The organism is Pseudomonas sp. MPFS, assembly GCF_022537035.1.
In the GTDB taxonomy this organism is placed as follows: domain Bacteria; phylum Pseudomonadota; class Gammaproteobacteria; order Pseudomonadales; family Pseudomonadaceae; genus Aquipseudomonas; species Aquipseudomonas sessilinigenes.
This window is the reverse complement of record NZ_CP066123.1, coordinates 646,396-661,411: the sequence shown is the minus strand read 5'-3', so window position 1 is coordinate 661,411 and position 15,016 is coordinate 646,396. Positions and strand designations below refer to the sequence as shown.

15 protein-coding genes are annotated in these 15,016 nt (G+C 62.6%); 5 read left to right on the top strand and 10 right to left on the bottom strand.

Going from position 1 to position 15,016, the window contains the following annotated elements; genetic code table 11:
• Window positions 1-12: 12 nt before the first annotated feature.
• From hfq to I9018_RS02820, 6 genes are all read right to left on the bottom strand, one after another.
• Window positions 13-273 (bottom strand): RNA chaperone Hfq, encoded by a 261-nt coding sequence (hfq, locus tag I9018_RS02845; RefSeq protein WP_007921378.1) that lies wholly within the window; start codon window positions 271-273, stop codon window positions 13-15.
• Window positions 274-367: 94 nt separating this feature from the next.
• Entirely contained in the window at window positions 368-1,339 is a 972-nt protein-coding gene (gene miaA / locus I9018_RS02840; protein ID WP_068576436.1) for a tRNA (adenosine(37)-N6)-dimethylallyltransferase MiaA, read from the bottom strand.
• Window positions 1,339-3,252, bottom strand: coding sequence for a DNA mismatch repair endonuclease MutL (gene mutL / locus I9018_RS02835; RefSeq protein WP_068576438.1), 1,914 nt, complete (start codon window positions 3,250-3,252; stop codon window positions 1,339-1,341). The genes miaA and mutL overlap by 1 nt, the downstream gene beginning before the upstream one ends.
• Entirely contained in the window at window positions 3,249-4,676 is a 1,428-nt protein-coding gene (locus I9018_RS02830) for an N-acetylmuramoyl-L-alanine amidase (protein WP_206600595.1), read from the bottom strand. Before I9018_RS02830 ends, mutL begins: the two co-directional genes overlap by 4 nt.
• 3 nt (window positions 4,677-4,679) lie before the next feature.
• Complete coding sequence (gene tsaE / locus I9018_RS02825; protein WP_241108683.1) at window positions 4,680-5,150, bottom strand: tRNA (adenosine(37)-N6)-threonylcarbamoyltransferase complex ATPase subunit type 1 TsaE; 471 nt, start codon at window positions 5,148-5,150, stop codon at window positions 4,680-4,682.
• Window positions 5,138-5,998 carry an NAD(P)H-hydrate dehydratase gene (locus tag I9018_RS02820; protein WP_241108682.1) on the bottom strand — a complete coding sequence of 287 codons (861 nt, stop codon included), beginning with the start codon at window positions 5,996-5,998 and terminating at the stop codon, window positions 5,138-5,140. The genes tsaE and I9018_RS02820 overlap by 13 nt, the downstream gene beginning before the upstream one ends.
• 64 nt (window positions 5,999-6,062) lie before the next feature.
• Between I9018_RS02820 and queG the strand changes: the two genes are divergently transcribed.
• The gene (gene queG, locus I9018_RS02815; RefSeq protein ID WP_068576446.1) at window positions 6,063-7,142 is read left to right on the top strand and encodes a tRNA epoxyqueuosine(34) reductase QueG; all 1,080 of its coding nucleotides are present in this window, start codon (window positions 6,063-6,065) and stop codon (window positions 7,140-7,142) included.
• On the opposite strand, the gene I9018_RS02810 is transcribed toward queG, so the two are convergent.
• Window positions 7,124-7,738 carry a trimeric intracellular cation channel family protein gene (locus I9018_RS02810; protein ID WP_169893104.1) on the bottom strand — a complete coding sequence of 205 codons (615 nt, stop codon included), beginning with the start codon at window positions 7,736-7,738 and terminating at the stop codon, window positions 7,124-7,126. The genes queG and I9018_RS02810 overlap by 19 nt on opposite strands.
• A gap of 102 nt (window positions 7,739-7,840) precedes the next feature.
• The gene (gene orn / locus I9018_RS02805; RefSeq protein ID WP_068576449.1) at window positions 7,841-8,383 is read right to left on the bottom strand and encodes an oligoribonuclease; all 543 of its coding nucleotides are present in this window, start codon (window positions 8,381-8,383) and stop codon (window positions 7,841-7,843) included.
• 108 nt (window positions 8,384-8,491) lie between these two features.
• Here orn and rsgA point away from each other — a divergent pair, with 108 nt between their 5' ends.
• Window positions 8,492-9,523 carry a small ribosomal subunit biogenesis GTPase RsgA gene (rsgA, locus tag I9018_RS02800; RefSeq protein ID WP_068576452.1) on the top strand — a complete coding sequence of 344 codons (1,032 nt, stop codon included), beginning with the start codon at window positions 8,492-8,494 and terminating at the stop codon, window positions 9,521-9,523.
• Window positions 9,524-9,575: 52 nt separating this feature from the next.
• On the opposite strand, the gene motB is transcribed toward rsgA, so the two are convergent.
• Window positions 9,576-10,682: a flagellar motor protein MotB gene (motB, locus tag I9018_RS02795; protein ID WP_241108681.1), complete on the bottom strand. Its 1,107-nt coding sequence runs from the start codon at window positions 10,680-10,682 to the stop codon at window positions 9,576-9,578.
• 3 nt (window positions 10,683-10,685) lie between these two features.
• Window positions 10,686-11,537: a flagellar motor stator protein MotA gene (gene motA, locus I9018_RS02790; protein WP_068576455.1), complete on the bottom strand. Its 852-nt coding sequence runs from the start codon at window positions 11,535-11,537 to the stop codon at window positions 10,686-10,688.
• Between the two features lie 166 nt (window positions 11,538-11,703).
• On the opposite strand from motA, the gene I9018_RS02785 reads away from it, so the two are divergent.
• From I9018_RS02785 to asd, 3 genes are read left to right on the top strand one after another with little or no spacing between them, the layout of a single operon-like run.
• Complete coding sequence (locus I9018_RS02785; RefSeq protein WP_124345611.1) at window positions 11,704-13,242, top strand: HDOD domain-containing protein; 1,539 nt, start codon at window positions 11,704-11,706, stop codon at window positions 13,240-13,242.
• Window positions 13,243-13,285: 43 nt separating this feature from the next.
• A complete protein-coding gene (locus I9018_RS02780) occupies window positions 13,286-14,101 on the top strand; it encodes a rhodanese-like domain-containing protein (RefSeq protein ID WP_241108680.1) in 816 nt (271 codons plus the stop codon).
• An 18-nt stretch (window positions 14,102-14,119) separates the two neighbouring features.
• Complete coding sequence (gene asd, locus I9018_RS02775; RefSeq protein ID WP_241108679.1) at window positions 14,120-14,980, top strand: archaetidylserine decarboxylase; 861 nt, start codon at window positions 14,120-14,122, stop codon at window positions 14,978-14,980.
• Window positions 14,981-15,016 lie beyond the last annotated feature (36 nt).

Sequence of the window (15,016 nt, the reverse complement as noted above, 5' to 3'; positions counted from 1 at the left end):
AGGAGACTCCTATCAGGCGTTACCTGGTTCAGCGTCACCCTGTTCGGACTCGGATGCGCTAGGCAGGCGAATCGGGCGAACTGGAACCACTGTCGAGATAGCGTGCTTGTACACCATCTGGCTGACGGTGTTTTTCAGCAGGATGACGAATTGGTCGAAGGACTCGATCGTGCCTTGCAGCTTGATGCCGTTGACCAGATAGATGGAAACCCCAACTTTCTCTTTACGCAATGTATTCAAGTAAGGGTCTTGTAGCGAATGCCCTTTTGACATGTGCCGCACTCCTTTAAGGATCAATAATAAAAAATTCGGAAAACAGATGGCCAAAGCCGCCACACCCCCAAGGATAGACGGCAATTGCAAGGACTCAGCCCAATATGGAGATCGTCCCTAAGTATTTCAAGGCGCGTGGCAGATTGTCGCAATCCAAGCTGTCCAACCATTGCAGGTCGGACCAGCTGCGTAACCAGGTAAACTGGCGTTTAGCCAATTGGCGCGTGGCAATGATGCCCCGTTCCTGCATTTCGGCGAACGTCAACTTGCCATCCAGGTAATCCCAGACTTGGCGGTAGCCCACTGCACGTATAGACGGCAACCCGGCATGCAGGTCACTTCTCGAACGCAGAGCTACGACCTCATCGATGAACCCCTGTTCCAACATTTGTGTGAATCTTTGTGCAATACGTTGGTGCAGTACCTGGCGATTCGCCGGAGCGATGGCCAGATTGGCGACAGTATAGGGCAATTGACTGCGTCCCGATGCGCCTGCATCAGTACTTTGCGCCAATTGACGCTGACGATGGGCCGTCATTGTCAGGCCACTGACCCGATAGACTTCCAGAGCCCGAGTCAGGCGCTGGGGGTCGTTGGGATGGATTCGGGCAGCGGATTCAGGATCCACAGCCGCCAACTGATCGTGCAATGCCTGCCAACCCAGGCGCTGCGCCTCATCCTCCAACTCGGCACGCACCTGGGGGTCCGCCGGCGGCATGTCCGCCAAGCCCTCGAGCAGCGCTTTGTAATAGAGCATGGTGCCACCCACCAGCAGCGGAATCTTGCCCCGTGCCGTGATATCGGCCATGGCCGCCAGGGCATCGGTACGAAAATCCGCCGCAGAATAGCTGTCGGCCGGGTCGAGGATATCGATCAAACGGTGGGGAAATTGCGCCAGTAACTCCTTGGACGGCTTGGCGGTACCAATATCCATGCCTCTATAGACCAGCGCCGAATCGACACTGATCAACTCGCAAGGAAGCACCTTGGTCAGCTCGATGGCCAGGTCGGTCTTGCCCGCTGCGGTCGGGCCCATCAGGAAAATCGCAGGAGGAAACTGAGTCATCAACGGCCGCGCAGAAAGAGTTTGTCCAAGTCATCCAGGCCCATTTGGGTCCAGGTCGGCCGGCCGTGGTTGCACTGCCCACTGCGCTCGGTGTTTTCCATGTCGCGCAGCAGTGCGTTCATCTCCGGGATCGCCAGGCGCCGATTGGCGCGTACGGCGCCGTGGCAAGCCATGGTTCCCAGCAGCTCGTTGAGGTGGGCCTGGATCCGATCGCTAGTGCCGTACTCCATCAGGTCCGCCAGCACATCCTGTACCAGTCGATTGGCCTCGGCCTGCTTGAGCAGGGCCGGGATCTGCCGGATCGCCAGGGTCTCGGGCCCCAGGCGCTGCAGTTCGAATCCCAGGCGCTGGAACCATTGGGCATGCTCTTCGGCGCAATCGGCCTCGCGCTGGCTCAACGCAAGCGACTCGGGCACCAACAATGGCTGGCCGCTGAGTCCCTCGCTGGCCATGGCCACCTTGAGGCGCTCGTACATGATTCGCTCGTGGGCCGCATGCATGTCTACCAGCACCAAACCGACGGCGTTCTCCGCCAGGATGTAGATTCCCTTGAGCTGCGCCAGCGCATAGCCCAGAGGCGGGATATCGCCCTGGCTTTCCGGCAGCGCGCCAGGCGCAGCCTGGGCATTTTCCAGCGGCGCATAGAACTCCCGGTAGACCGCCTGGGTCTCGCCGGTATTCACCGGCTGCGACGGCCTCGGCGTGTATTGATACTGATACCCTGCGCCCGAACCTGACGAAGAAAACGACGGGCGCTGCTCTCCCTGGGGTTGCTCCAGCACCGGCGAAGCCAGGCGCATCTCGCCTTGCGGACCGAACTCACCGGCCTGCAGGCCACTGGGGCGCACCATCTCGGAAACCGCAGCCGGTGCCGCCAACTGGTCCTCGGGGCGCACATCCGCCAGGGCACGGTGCAAAGTGCCATAAAGGAAGTCGTGGACCATCCGCCCTTCGCGAAAGCGCACTTCGTGCTTGGTCGGGTGCACATTGACGTCGACCCCCGTGGGATCGAGCTCAAGGAACAGCACGAAGGTCGGATGCCGGCCATTGAACAGTACATCGCGGTAGGCCTGGCGCACGGCATGGGCGACTAGTTTGTCGCGCACAGCGCGGCCATTGACGAAGAAGTACTGCAAGTCCGCCTGGCTGCGCGAGAAGGTCGGCAAGCCAACCCAGCCCCACAGGCGCAAACCGTTGCGCTCGACCTCGATCGGCAGCGCCTGCTCGAGAAAGCCAGGGCCACAGATTGCGCCAACACGCCGCGCCCGAGCCATCTCGTCGGCGGCTTCGTGCAGGCTGAAAATAGTCTTGCCGTTGTGGCGCAGGTGGAAAGCCACGTCGAAACGCGCCAAGGCCAGGCGCCGGATGACTTCCTGCAGGTGATCGAACTCGGTCTTCTCGGCCTTGAGGAACTTTCGACGGGCCGGGGTATTGAAAAACAGGTCGCGCACTTCGACCGAGGTGCCGACCGGATGCGCGGCCGGCTGTACACGCGGGGTCATGTCGCGCCCCTCGGTCTCTACCTGCCAAGCCTCAGTGGCATCGACGGTGCGCGAAGTCAGGGTCAGGCGGGCGACCGAGCTGATCGAAGCCAGGGCCTCACCGCGAAACCCCAGGCTAAGCACGCCCTCGAGATCTTCCAACTCGCGGATCTTGCTGGTGGCATGGCGCGCCAGGGCCAACGGCAGGTCGTCCGGGGCAATCCCGCTGCCGTTGTCGCGTACACGCAGCAGCTTCACGCCACCCTGCTCGACCTCGACCTCGATGCGCCGGGCACCAGAGTCCAGGCTGTTCTCCAGCAATTCCTTGGCCACCGAGGCCGGTCGCTCGACCACCTCACCGGCAGCGATCTGGTTGGCCAGGCGCGGACTGAGCAGCTCGATGCGCGAACCGCCGACGATCGACTCACTCATTCCTTGGCCGCCAGCTCGGTACCGGGGACGCTCAGAACCTGCCCCACTTTCAACTCATCGCTCTTGAGGTTGTTGGCGCTGCGCAACGCCGCTGCCGAAACCTGGTAGCGCACGGCGATCATGGCCAGGGTTTCTCCAGGATTGACCCGGTGCTCACGCGGGCCCTGGGCGATTTTCCCGGAGTCGCGCAGCCAGGCGATATAGGTGCCCGGTGGCGGGTTCTGTTGGAAGAACTGCCGCACGCCACTGCTGATGGAGCGCGCCAGGGCCTGCTGGTGGCTGGAGGTGGCCAGCTTCGAGGCCTCGTTGGAGTTGGAGATGAAGCCGGTCTCCACCAGGATCGATGGAATATCCGGGGACTTGAGCACCATGAACCCGGCCTGTTCCACGCGCTGCTTGTGCAATGGCGTCACCCGGCCAATGTTGTTCAAGACCTTCTGCCCCACATTCAAGCTGGATGTAAGGGATGCAGTCATCGAAAGGTCCAGCAGCACCCCGGCCAACATCCGGTCCTTGTCATCGAGGCTGACGTTGCCGGCACCACCGATCAAGTCGGAGCGGTTTTCGCTGTCCGCCAACCAGCGGGCGGTTTCCGAAGTCGCGCCACGCTCGGACAGGGCGAACACCGATGCGCCAAAGGCTGCCGTCGACGGCGCCGCGTCGGCGTGGATCGAAACGAACAGGTCGGCGCCCTTCTTGCGGGCGATTTCGGTACGACCGCGCAGCGGGATGAAGTAATCGCCAGTGCGGGTCAACTCGGCACGAAAGCCCTTGAGACCGTTGATCTGGCGTTGCAGCTCGCGAGCGATGGACAGCACCACGTCTTTCTCGTGCTGGCCACGGGAGCCGGAGGCGCCAGGGTCCTCGCCGCCATGACCGGCATCGATCACCACGATGATGTCGCGCTTACCGGCCGGTGCCGGGGGCAGCTTGATGGCAGGTTCCGCTGGAGTGACAGGTACCGCAGGCACGGTCGCCACGGTTGGCGGTGGAGCAGCCGGTGGCGCGGCATCGGCCGGGTTGTCGAACAGATCGACCACCAGGCGGTTACCGTACTGGGCATTGGGCGCCAGGGTGAAGCTCTTGGGCGTGACGGCCTTCTTCAGGTCGATCACCACCCGCAAATCGGTCGGCGTACGTTGTGCCGAGCGCATCGCGGTGATCGGGGTGTTGGCCGTGGCGACATTCAGCGAACCACCCAGGGTTGCGCCGTTGATATCGATCACCAGGCGATCGGGGGCCGTGAGGGTAAAGACGCTGTGCTGAACCGGACCGGACAGGTCGAATACCAGTCGCGTGTTATCCGGTGCCCGCCATAGGCGGACGCTGCGAACCTGCGTAGCGGCCACAGCCTCGACGGCCAATGCCGTAAGCAACAGTCCTACGACAGCAACCAACGCGCGAATGCGCATACCTAACCCCATCAATTATTTGAATTCCAACGCCAAAGCGGCACACCAGGACTCGCCTCGCGAGCCTTGGGACAATAGATGTACGCAACGCCCATTGTTATGCGGGGTAATGGTAATGGTCAGGTCAGGCTTTGGCAAAAAGCCTGCACCGCGTGCAGGCCATTCCAGCAAGCACAGGGCATCACCCTCGAAATAATCACGAATCCCCAGGAATTCCAACTCCTCGGGGTCCACCAACCGGTACAGGTCGAAGTGGAAGGCTCGCACCGTACCAATTTCGTAGGGCTCCACCAGGGTAAAGGTCGGACTCTTCACCGCCCCCGAATGCCCCAGGCCACGGATGATCCCCCGAGACAGGGTAGTCTTGCCCGCCCCCAGGTCGCCCTCGAGAAAGATCACCCCTACCCCACGGGAGACCTGAGCAATGCGTGCACCAAATTCCACCATGGCCTGCTCGTCGGCCAGGTAAAGGGTTAACTCAGACACGGTGATTGCTCCTCCAACAACTGACGAATGACTGGAATCAGATCACTGGCCGCCAGTCCACGGCCCAATTTACCTTGCCGCTCGCCGGCGCTGGCATGCAGCCAGACCGCCAGGCAGGCAGCATCGAACACCGCCAAGCCCTGTGCCAGCAGCCCGCCAAGCAAACCTGCGAGGACATCGCCCAGGCCGGCCGTAGCCATCGCCGGATGCCCGGCATCGCAGCGGGCCAGGCGCCCATCAGGACTGGCTATCAAGCTGCCAGCACCCTTGAGCACGACCACCGTTGCATATCGGAGGCTCAAGGCACGGGCTGCTGCAGGTCGGTCCGCCTGAACCTCAGCCGTGGAAATACCCAACAAGCGGGCAGCCTCTCCAGGATGTGGCGTCATGACACTTCCGGCCGGCATGCCCACATCCCCCAAGGCCAGCAGATTCAAGGCATCGGCGTCCCATACCTGGGGCAACACGGCATTGGCCGCCGCCGACAGCAAGCTGCGCCCCCAGGCCCCTTGCCCCAGGCCGGGACCGATCACTACCACCGAAGAACGCTCCAACAACCCCATCAGCTGGTTGGCTGAATGAACGCCCAGGGCCATGACCTCGGGCAGCCGAGCTCCAGCCGCCGCTACATGTTCGCCACGAGTAGCCAGTGACACCAAGCCCGCACCGCTGCGCAGCGCACTCTCGGCTCCCAGCAAGGCCGCCCCGGCAAAACCCAGGTCACCACCGATCAACAGCACATGGCCGAACTGGCCTTTATGAGCATCTCGAGAACGGCCACTCAAGCGCGGCAACTGGCCAGCAGTCAGCAACTGAATCTCTGATAAGGGGTGTTTTGTCTGCCGCATGCGTCTTCCAGCTCCGATGTCTGGCAGAATTATACGCACCTCAGCACCCGGTTTCTCTTGCCTCATGTCCGCTATTACCCAGGATCTTCCCGCCCTCGCCCAATCCATCAAGGACTGGGGCCGCGAACTGGGCTTTCAACAGGTCGGCATCAGTGGCCTGGACCTGGCCGAACACGAACAGCACCTGGAGCGCTGGCTCGCGGCCGGCTACCACGGCGAGATGGAATACATGGGAGCCCACGGCAGCAAACGCTCCCACCCCGAGGAACTGGTGCCCGGTACCCTGCGCGTGGTGTCGCTGCGCATGGACTACCTGCCCGGCGATACCCAGATGGCCCAGCGCCTGGCCCAACCCTCCAAGGCCTACGTCTCGCGCTATGCCCTGGGCCGCGACTATCACAAGCTGATCCGCAAGCGCGTACAGCAATTGGCCGAGCGCATCCAGCAAGCCATCGGTCCCTTCGGCTTCCGCGCCTTCGTCGATAGCGCACCCGTGCTGGAAAAAGCCATCGCCGAACAAGCGGGCCTGGGCTGGATCGGCAAGAACACCCTGGTCCTCAACCGCAAGGCCGGCAGCTACTTCTTCCTCAGCGAGCTGTTCGTCGACCTGCCCCTGCCGGTGGATGCCCCCCACGCCAGCGAACATTGCGGGCGCTGCACTGCGTGCCTGGACATCTGCCCGACCAACGCCTTCGTCGGCCCCTACCAGCTCGATGCCCGACGCTGCATCTCCTACCTGACCATCGAGCTGAAGAACGCCATCCCCGAAGACCTGCGCCCGCTGATCGGCAATCGGGTATTCGGCTGCGACGACTGCCAGATCGTCTGCCCCTGGAATCGTTTCGCCCGTACCTCTGGGGAGGGCGACTTCAAGCCTCGGCACAATCTGGACAATGCCGAGCTGGCGGAGCTGTTCCTGTGGGACGAAGATCAATTCCTGAGCAGTACCGAGGGCTCGCCACTACGTCGCGCCGGCTATGAGCGCTGGCTGCGCAACCTGGCGGTAGGCCTGGGCAACGCCCCCTCCACGATCCCGGTGCTGGAAGCCCTCAAGGCCCGCCAGGACTATCCCTCGGAACTGGTGCGTGAACACGTGCAGTGGGCCCTGGCCCAGCACGCCAGCCGTCAATGCTCGTCGTTATAGACGAACTTGGGCATTTCCCAATGGAAACGGATCGCCAGCAAGCGCAACAGGAAGCCGCCGAACAAGGTGACCAGGATCGACTGCTCGCTGGGTAACTGCAGGTAGATGCACAACATGTAGCACCAGGCCGCGGCGAAGGACACGCTGGCGTACAGCTCGCGCCTGAAGATCAGGGGAATGTCGTTGCAGAAGATATCCCTGAGAATCCCGCCGAACACCCCGGTGATCACCCCGCTGACCGAAGCCACCAGCATGCCGTGCCCCATCTCCAGGGCGGTCATGCAGCCAATCAGGGTAAAGGCCACCAGGCCAACGGCATCCAGCACCAGGAACAAGGAGCGCAGGTGGCGCATCAACGGCGCGATGAAGATCGTCACCAAGGCTGCCACTGACGTCAGCACCAGGTACTCGGGGTGCTTGACCCAGGTCAGCGGGTAATGCCCGAGCAGTACATCACGCACCGAGCCACCGCCCAGGGCCGTGACGCAGGCGATCAGTACGACACCGAACCAGTCCATGCCTCGACGACCGGCAGAAAGGGCTCCGGTCATGGCTTCGGCGGTAATGGCGATCAGGTAGAGCATCAACAGCATGATGACGGTCCTTGCAAGAAGGCGCGCAGTCTACTCAGTTGAAGCGAACGCCAAAAGAGGGCGGCAACGGGCATGACTCCTCGGCACACCCGCCGGCCGGCCTATTCAGAGCTTGATGAAGTGCTTGCGGTAGTGCTGCAGCTCGGCAATGGACTCGCGAATGTCGTCCAGGGCCAGGTGGGTACTGCCTTTCTTGAAGCTGTCGCGCACCTCTGGGGCCCAACGGGCGGCCAGCTCCTTGAGGGTGGAGACATCGAGATTGCGATAATGGAAGTAGCTTTCCAGGGCCTTCATGTGGCGATAGAGGAAGCGCCGGTCCTGGCAAATGCTGTTGCCACAGATCGGCGACTTGCCCTTGGGCACCCACTGCTCCAGGAAAGCGATGGTCTGGGCCTCGGCCTCAGCCATGCTGATGCGGCTTTCGCGCACACGCTGGGTCAGGCCGGAACCTCCATGCTGGCGCGTGTTCCATTCATCCATGCCGGCGAGAATCTCGTCGCTCTGGTGGATAGCGATGACCGGTCCTTCAGCCAAGGTATTGAGATTGCTGTCCGTGACAATGGTCGCCATCTCGATGATGACGTCGGTGTCGGGGTTCAGGCCGGTCATTTCCAGATCGATCCAAATCAGGTTCTGCGGGTTTTGCATGTGTGGGCTCCTCGGCGTAGTTGCGCAGTTTAGCCTAGAGGGCTGGCCCGGCGTGCTAAACTCGCCGCCGTTTTACCCAACCGCCGTAATTATCGACACGGAACATCAATGGCCAAACGCCAGCTCAATCGCCGCCAAAACTGGCGCATCGAAAAGATTCAAGGTGAGCGCGCAGCCCGCGCAGCCAAACGCGAGTCCTCTGCTGTAGAGGCACTGGAGGGCGGCGACCTGGGACCGGAGCAGACCGGCCTGGTGATAGCCCACTTCGGCGTCCAGGTCGAAGTCGAGGCCCGCGACGGCGAACTCGCCGGACAGGTGTTTCGCTGTTACCTGCGGGCCAACCTGCCGGCCCTGGTGACCGGTGACCAGGTCGTCTGGCGCGCCGGCAACCAGGGCATTGGGGTGATTGTCGCGCAACTGCCCCGCAGCACCGAGCTATGCCGTCCGGACAGCCGCGGCCAGTTGAAGCCTGTGGCCGCCAACGTCGACATGATCGTGATCGTCTTCGCCCCCATGCCGGAGCCCCACGCCAACCTGATCGACCGCTACCTGGTGGCGGCCGAGCACGCGGGGATTCGCCCTCTGTTGCTGCTGAACAAGGCCGACCTGATCGATGAGCAGAACGCTCCGGCGCTCAATGCCCTGCTGGCCGTCTATCGCCAACTGGGCTATCCGCTACTGGAGGTCTCGGCCCACCACGGCGACGGGATGGAGCAATTGCAGGCACTGCTGAACGGCCGCATCAGCGTCTTCGTCGGTCAATCCGGGGTCGGCAAGTCGTCCCTGGTGAACAGCCTGCTACCGGATGTCTTCACTCGGGTCGGCCCGCTGTCGGAGTTCTCCGGGCAAGGCACCCATACCACCACCACTGCGCGGCTGTTCCACTTCCCCGGCGGTGGCGAGCTGATCGACTCCCCGGGTATTCGCGAGTTCGGCCTGGGCCATGTCAGCCGCGCCGATGTCGAAGCCGGCTTCATCGAGTTCAACGACCTGCTGGGCACCTGCCGCTTCCGGGACTGCAAGCACGACCGCGAGCCAGGCTGCGCCCTGCTCAAGGCCCTGGAAGAAGGGCGCATCCAGCAACAACGGATGAACAGCTACCGCTCGATCCTCGCCAGCCTGCCCGACGACAGCTACTGAGCGATACCACGCAGAAACCACAAGGCCGCGATCATCGCGGCCTTGTGGTTTTTCACCTTGCAGTTCCTGGTGTCGCCGGAGTAGCCGGCGGCGCGGCCGGACTGGGCACCGCCGCAGGTGCAGGTGTGTGGCCCGCCGCGCCCTGCTCATCCATCTTCAATACACCATCTTCGAAGATGTTCAGGCGCTGGCGCACCTCATGGGCCGGCAATGGCTCGCTGCCAGGTGGCAGGGCATTCGGGTCGGCCGCAGCTCCCGGAACCTCGCCAGGAGCCCCACTACCCTGGGTGGGCGTTGGCGCCTTGGGATCGACCTGCTCGCCCTCGATGGCACGCTGGGCTTTCTTGGTCAGCACCACGATATCGATACGCCGGTTGACCGGGTTGAACGGGTCCTTGCGATCGAACAGCGCCGATGAGGCGAAGCCCACCACTCGCGCCACTTGCGGATCGGGGTAACCACCGGCCACCAATGCCCGACGGGCCGCATTGGCACGGTTGGCCGACAGCTCCCAGTTGCCGAATTCACCGGTACCGGCATAAGGCGTGGCATCGGTGTGGCCACTGATACTGATCTTGTTCGGCACCGCCTTGATCGTATCGGCCATGGCCAGCAGGATGTCTTCGAAGTACGGTTTCAGACGTGCACTGCCGGAGTCGAACATCGGCCGGTTCTCGGCGTCCATGATCTGGATGCGCAAGCCATCAGGCGTGATCTCGAAGAGGATCTGGTCCTTGAACTTCTGTAGCTGGGGATTCTCCTCGACCTTGTTCTGCAGTTCCTGCAACAGCAGTTCGAGGCGTTCGCGCTCGACCTGCTCGGCCATGCCTTCCACCTGTTCGGAATCCACTGTGACCTTGTCCGGTTGTGGCTGGGACTTGATCTCGGGGTTAAGGGTGTTTTCCGGCGCCAGTTCCGGCGAGCCGCCCAGGTCGATGATGTAGGGCGTGCCGCTTTCGGAAAAGCCGATCGGGTCCTTGAAGTAACCGGCGATGGCGATCTTCTGTTCCGGGGTGGCCGTGGACAACAGCCACAGCACTAGGAAGAACGCCATCATCGCCGTGGCGAAGTCGGCGAAGGCGATTTTCCACGCCCCCCCGTGATGCCCGCCAGCGAAGCGCTTGACGCGCTTGATGATAATCGGCTGATTGTTCTCCATGACTTAGCGACCGCGAACCGCTTGTTCCAGCTCGGCGAAGCTAGGACGATGCGCCGGGTACAGGACCTTGCGCCCGAACTCTACCGCCAGCGAAGGTGGCATGCCGGAAGCGGAAGCCACCAGGGAAGCCTTGATGGCCTCGTAGACGTTCAGTTCTTCCTTGGCATCGTGGGCCAGGGAGTGGGCCAGCGGGCCGAAGAAGCCATAGGCCGCGAGAATACCGAAGAAGGTACCTACCAGCGCCGCACCTACGTGCAGGCCAATGGACTTCTGGTCGCCGTCCCCCAGGGACGCCATGGTCACCACGATACCCAGTACCGCCGCGACGATACCGAAACCGGGCATGCCGTCGGCAATACCGGTGACCGCATGGGATGGATGCTCGAGTTCTTCCTTGAGGCTGAACAATTCCATGTCGAACAGGCCTTCCAGCTCATGGGGAGCCATGTTGCCGGAGGACATGATGCGCAAGTAGTCACAGATGTAGGCGGTCATGCGCTCGTCTTTGAGCACCGCCGGGTACTTGGCGAAGATCGGGCTGGCGGCCGCGTCCTCGATATCGCCCTCGATGGCCATCATGCCTTCGCGACGACTCTTGTTGAGGATCTCGTAGATCAGGCCCAGCACTTCCAGGTAGAAGGTGTGGGTGAAGCGGGAGCTGAACATCCCCAGGGACTTCTTGATGACGTGCATCGTCATGTAGCCCGGGTTGGCCTGCAAGAATGCACCGAAGGCTGCACCGCCGATGATCAGCACCTCGAAAGGCTGGATCAGCGCTGCAATTTTACCGTGGGAGAGCACGTATCCGCCGAGCACGCTAGCGAATACGACGATGATGCCGATGATTTTAGCCATAGATAGGAGAGTACTTATTGGGTCGGGTTCAAGGTCATATTCGGAAGTTCTTAAAACTCTTCTTCTACTTATCGGCAAAACTGCGCCAGACTATAGCCAGTTAAGGCGAAAAGCCAGTTTGGCCCACTCCGGGCGTGTTCCCAGCAGACAATGATTGCGCCCGACCATGTCCAATGAAACCAGCGTCCCACAGACCCCGCCCACCTCTCTCGACGCCTGGGTAAGACTGCTCAATGCCGTGCGCTTGCCAGTGCCACAAACCAGCCATGACCGGGTCTGCAAAGCCATTGCCAACAACCGCAGTTCGCTGCGAGAAATCGCCGACCTGATGCAGAATAGCCCGGCCTTGGCACTGTGCGTGATCCGCGAAGCCAACCGGCATTCCCAAGGCAGCATGAGCGAGCCGGCGGAGAGCCTCGAGATCGCGGTCAATCGCCTGGGGCTCAAGCGCACCCAGGAATTGCTGGAACAACTGCCGACCCTGCCCGAAGAACAGATCCCCCAGGCCCTGCGACAGCTGCAACTGATCAGCCAGCACGCCACCCAGCAAGCCAACGGTTTTTTTGCCGGGCGCCTGGCCCGCCTGTGGCAGGACATCCACTGGGGCAGCCTGCTGTTTCTCTCGCCGCTATGGGCCATGGCCATGACCTACCCCAAGCTCATGGACGAATGGGAGCTGCGGGTCATCTATAAGCATGAGCCTGCGCGCAAGGTCGAGATGCAATTGTTCGGCGTACGCCTCATGGAGCTGTGCCAGGCCCTGGTACAGGCATGGCATCTGCCGATCTGGGTGCAACAGGGCTATCGGCTACTGACCCAGGAACAACACCTGCTGGCCAAGGTCATGCTGATCGCGCGCGATGGCGACAACCCATTGCGCCAACAGCAACGCCTGGATGCCGATCCGGAACTGCGCCGCTGGCTGAACCAGCCGGCCAATTGCGTATTGTTGGCCAACGGCATGGCCCTGGCAGCGCAGTACTCCTGGAACAATCCCCACGGCCAACGCTGGCAGAACCTCACCGCCCTGTATCTGCAGATCCCGGTCGCCGAGGTCCAGCAGCAGTTGCACCAACAAGCCGCCAACAGTGCCCGCAACGACAGCCAGCCCGATCTCTGGCATCCGGCCCAGGCCCTGATCTGGCCCTGGAATGTACGGCGCCTGCACAACGGCGAACTGCCGGCACCGCCGCCCACCGCCCTGGAGTTGACCCAGTGGCGCAAACTCTGTGGCGAGCTGTTGCTGGAGCCAAGCCCCTTCACCAACGCCGTGCATCTGACCGGTTTTGCCCGGGATGCCCTGGCAGCCTGCGGCATGCAGCGGATCATGTTGCTGATGGTGGACCGCAGCCACAGCCAGTTACGGGTACAACAGCTGTACGGCCTGCCCAAGGAAGCCGCAGGCCTGAGCTTCCTGGCCAAGCAGAGCCCCCTGCTGCAACGCCTGCTGGAGAAGTCCGCACAGATCCGCCTGACGCCGGACAACTGCCGACAGTTCGCCGCGCACTTGCCCGGCGCCCTGCGCCAGTTGTTTCGTGGCGAGCACTTGCTGATCCGCTCACTGTCCTGCAATGACCGAGTACAACTGCTGGCGATCGCCGACCAGGGCGGCGTGCCGTTCTCGCAAACCAGTGTCCAGGCCTTCGGCAAGACCGCCCAGTGCATCGAAAAAGCCTTGCACAGCTTTACCAACCGCAGCCAGTGACGCTTGCGCTACAATTCCATCCTTTGTGCCCTGGGGACCTGACATGTCTGATTTTTCCGGCTTGCCGCTGGTCATCGAGCCTAGCGAACTGCTCGCCCGCCTCGACGCCCGCCACCTGATCCTGGTCGACCTGACCAGCGCTGCCCGCTACAGCACCGGGCATATTCCCGGAGCGCGCTTCGTCGACCCCAAGCGCACCCAGCTCGGCCAGGCGCCGGCCCCAGGACTGCTGCCACCCAAGGCGGCCCTGGAGACGCTGTTCGGTGAACTCGGGCACAACCCCGAGGCGGTCTACGTGGTGTATGACGACGAAGGTGGCGGCTGGGCCGGACGCTTCATCTGGCTGCTGGATGTGATCGGGCACCAGCGCTATCACTATCTGGATGGCGGCCTGCCGGCCTGGCTGGCGGAAAACCTGCCGGTATCCGTCGAAGTCCCGGCTTCCAATGGTGCTGCGGTCCCCCTGACCCTGCATGACGAACCCACCGCCACCCGCGAATACCTGCAAAGCCGCATAGGCGCCGCCGACCTGGCGATCTGGGACGCTCGCGGCCCACTGGAGTACTCGGGCGAGAAAGTCCTGGCCGCCAAGGGCGGGCATATTCCCGGCGCAGTGAATTTCGAGTGGACCGCCGGCATGGACCAGGCCCGCCACCTGCGCATCCGCCGCGACATGCCACAGATCCTCGAGGACCTGGGCATCAGCAAAGACAAAGAAGTCATCACCCACTGCCAGACCCATCACCGCTCCGGCCTCACCTACCTGGTGGCCAAGGCGCTGGGGTATCCACGGGTCAAGGGCTACGCCGGTTCGTGGGGCGAATGGGGCAATCATCCCGATACGCCCGTAGAGATTTAAGGTTTTTAAGGACACCCAATGAAAAAGCGTTTGTTCATCATCAGCCAGTACCTGTTGCCTCACCACCTGCTCTCGCGCCTGGCCGGCTGCGTCGCCGAGTGCCGCGTGCGCTGGTTCAAGAATGCCTTCACCAGCTGGTTCGCCAAGCAGTACCAGGTGGACATGTCCGAAGCCCAAGTGGAGGACGTGACCGCCTACGAGCATTTCAATGCCTTCTTCACCCGCGCCCTGAAGGATGGCGCCCGACCGCTGGACCCAACCCCAGGTGCAGTGCTCAGCCCCGCCGACGGCGCCGTCAGCCAGCTCGGTCCGATCGAGCATGGCCGGGTGTTCCAGGCCAAGGGCCACAGCTACAGCGTGCTGGAGCTGCTGGGCGGCGATCCGGCCCTGGCCGCGCCGTTCATGGGCGGCGACTTCGCCACCATCTACCTGTCCCCCAAGGACTACCACCGGGTGCACATGCCACTGGCCGGCACCCTGCGCGAGATGGTCTACGTCCCAGGACGGATCTTCTCGGTCAACCAGACCACCGCGGAAAACGTCCCCGAGCTGTTCGCCCGCAACGAGCGCGTGGTGTGCATCTTCGATACCGAGCGTGGCCCCATGGCCCTGGTGCTGGTAGGCGCGATGATCGTGGCCTCGATCGAAACCGTCTGGGCCGGCCTGGTGACCCCACCCAAGCGCGAGCTCAAGACCGTGCGCTACGACGAGGCCGCCCGCGCCCCGATCCACCTGGAGAAAGGCGCCGAGATGGGCCGCTTCAAGCTGGGCTCCACCGCCATCGTGCTGTTCGGCCCAGACCAGGTGCAGTGGGCCGAAGGGCTGGCTGCCGGTTCGCCGGTCCGCATGGGCCAGGGCCTGGGTGCGCCCAAGGCCTGATGCCTGAATAACACCGCAAACAAAAAAACGCCGCTG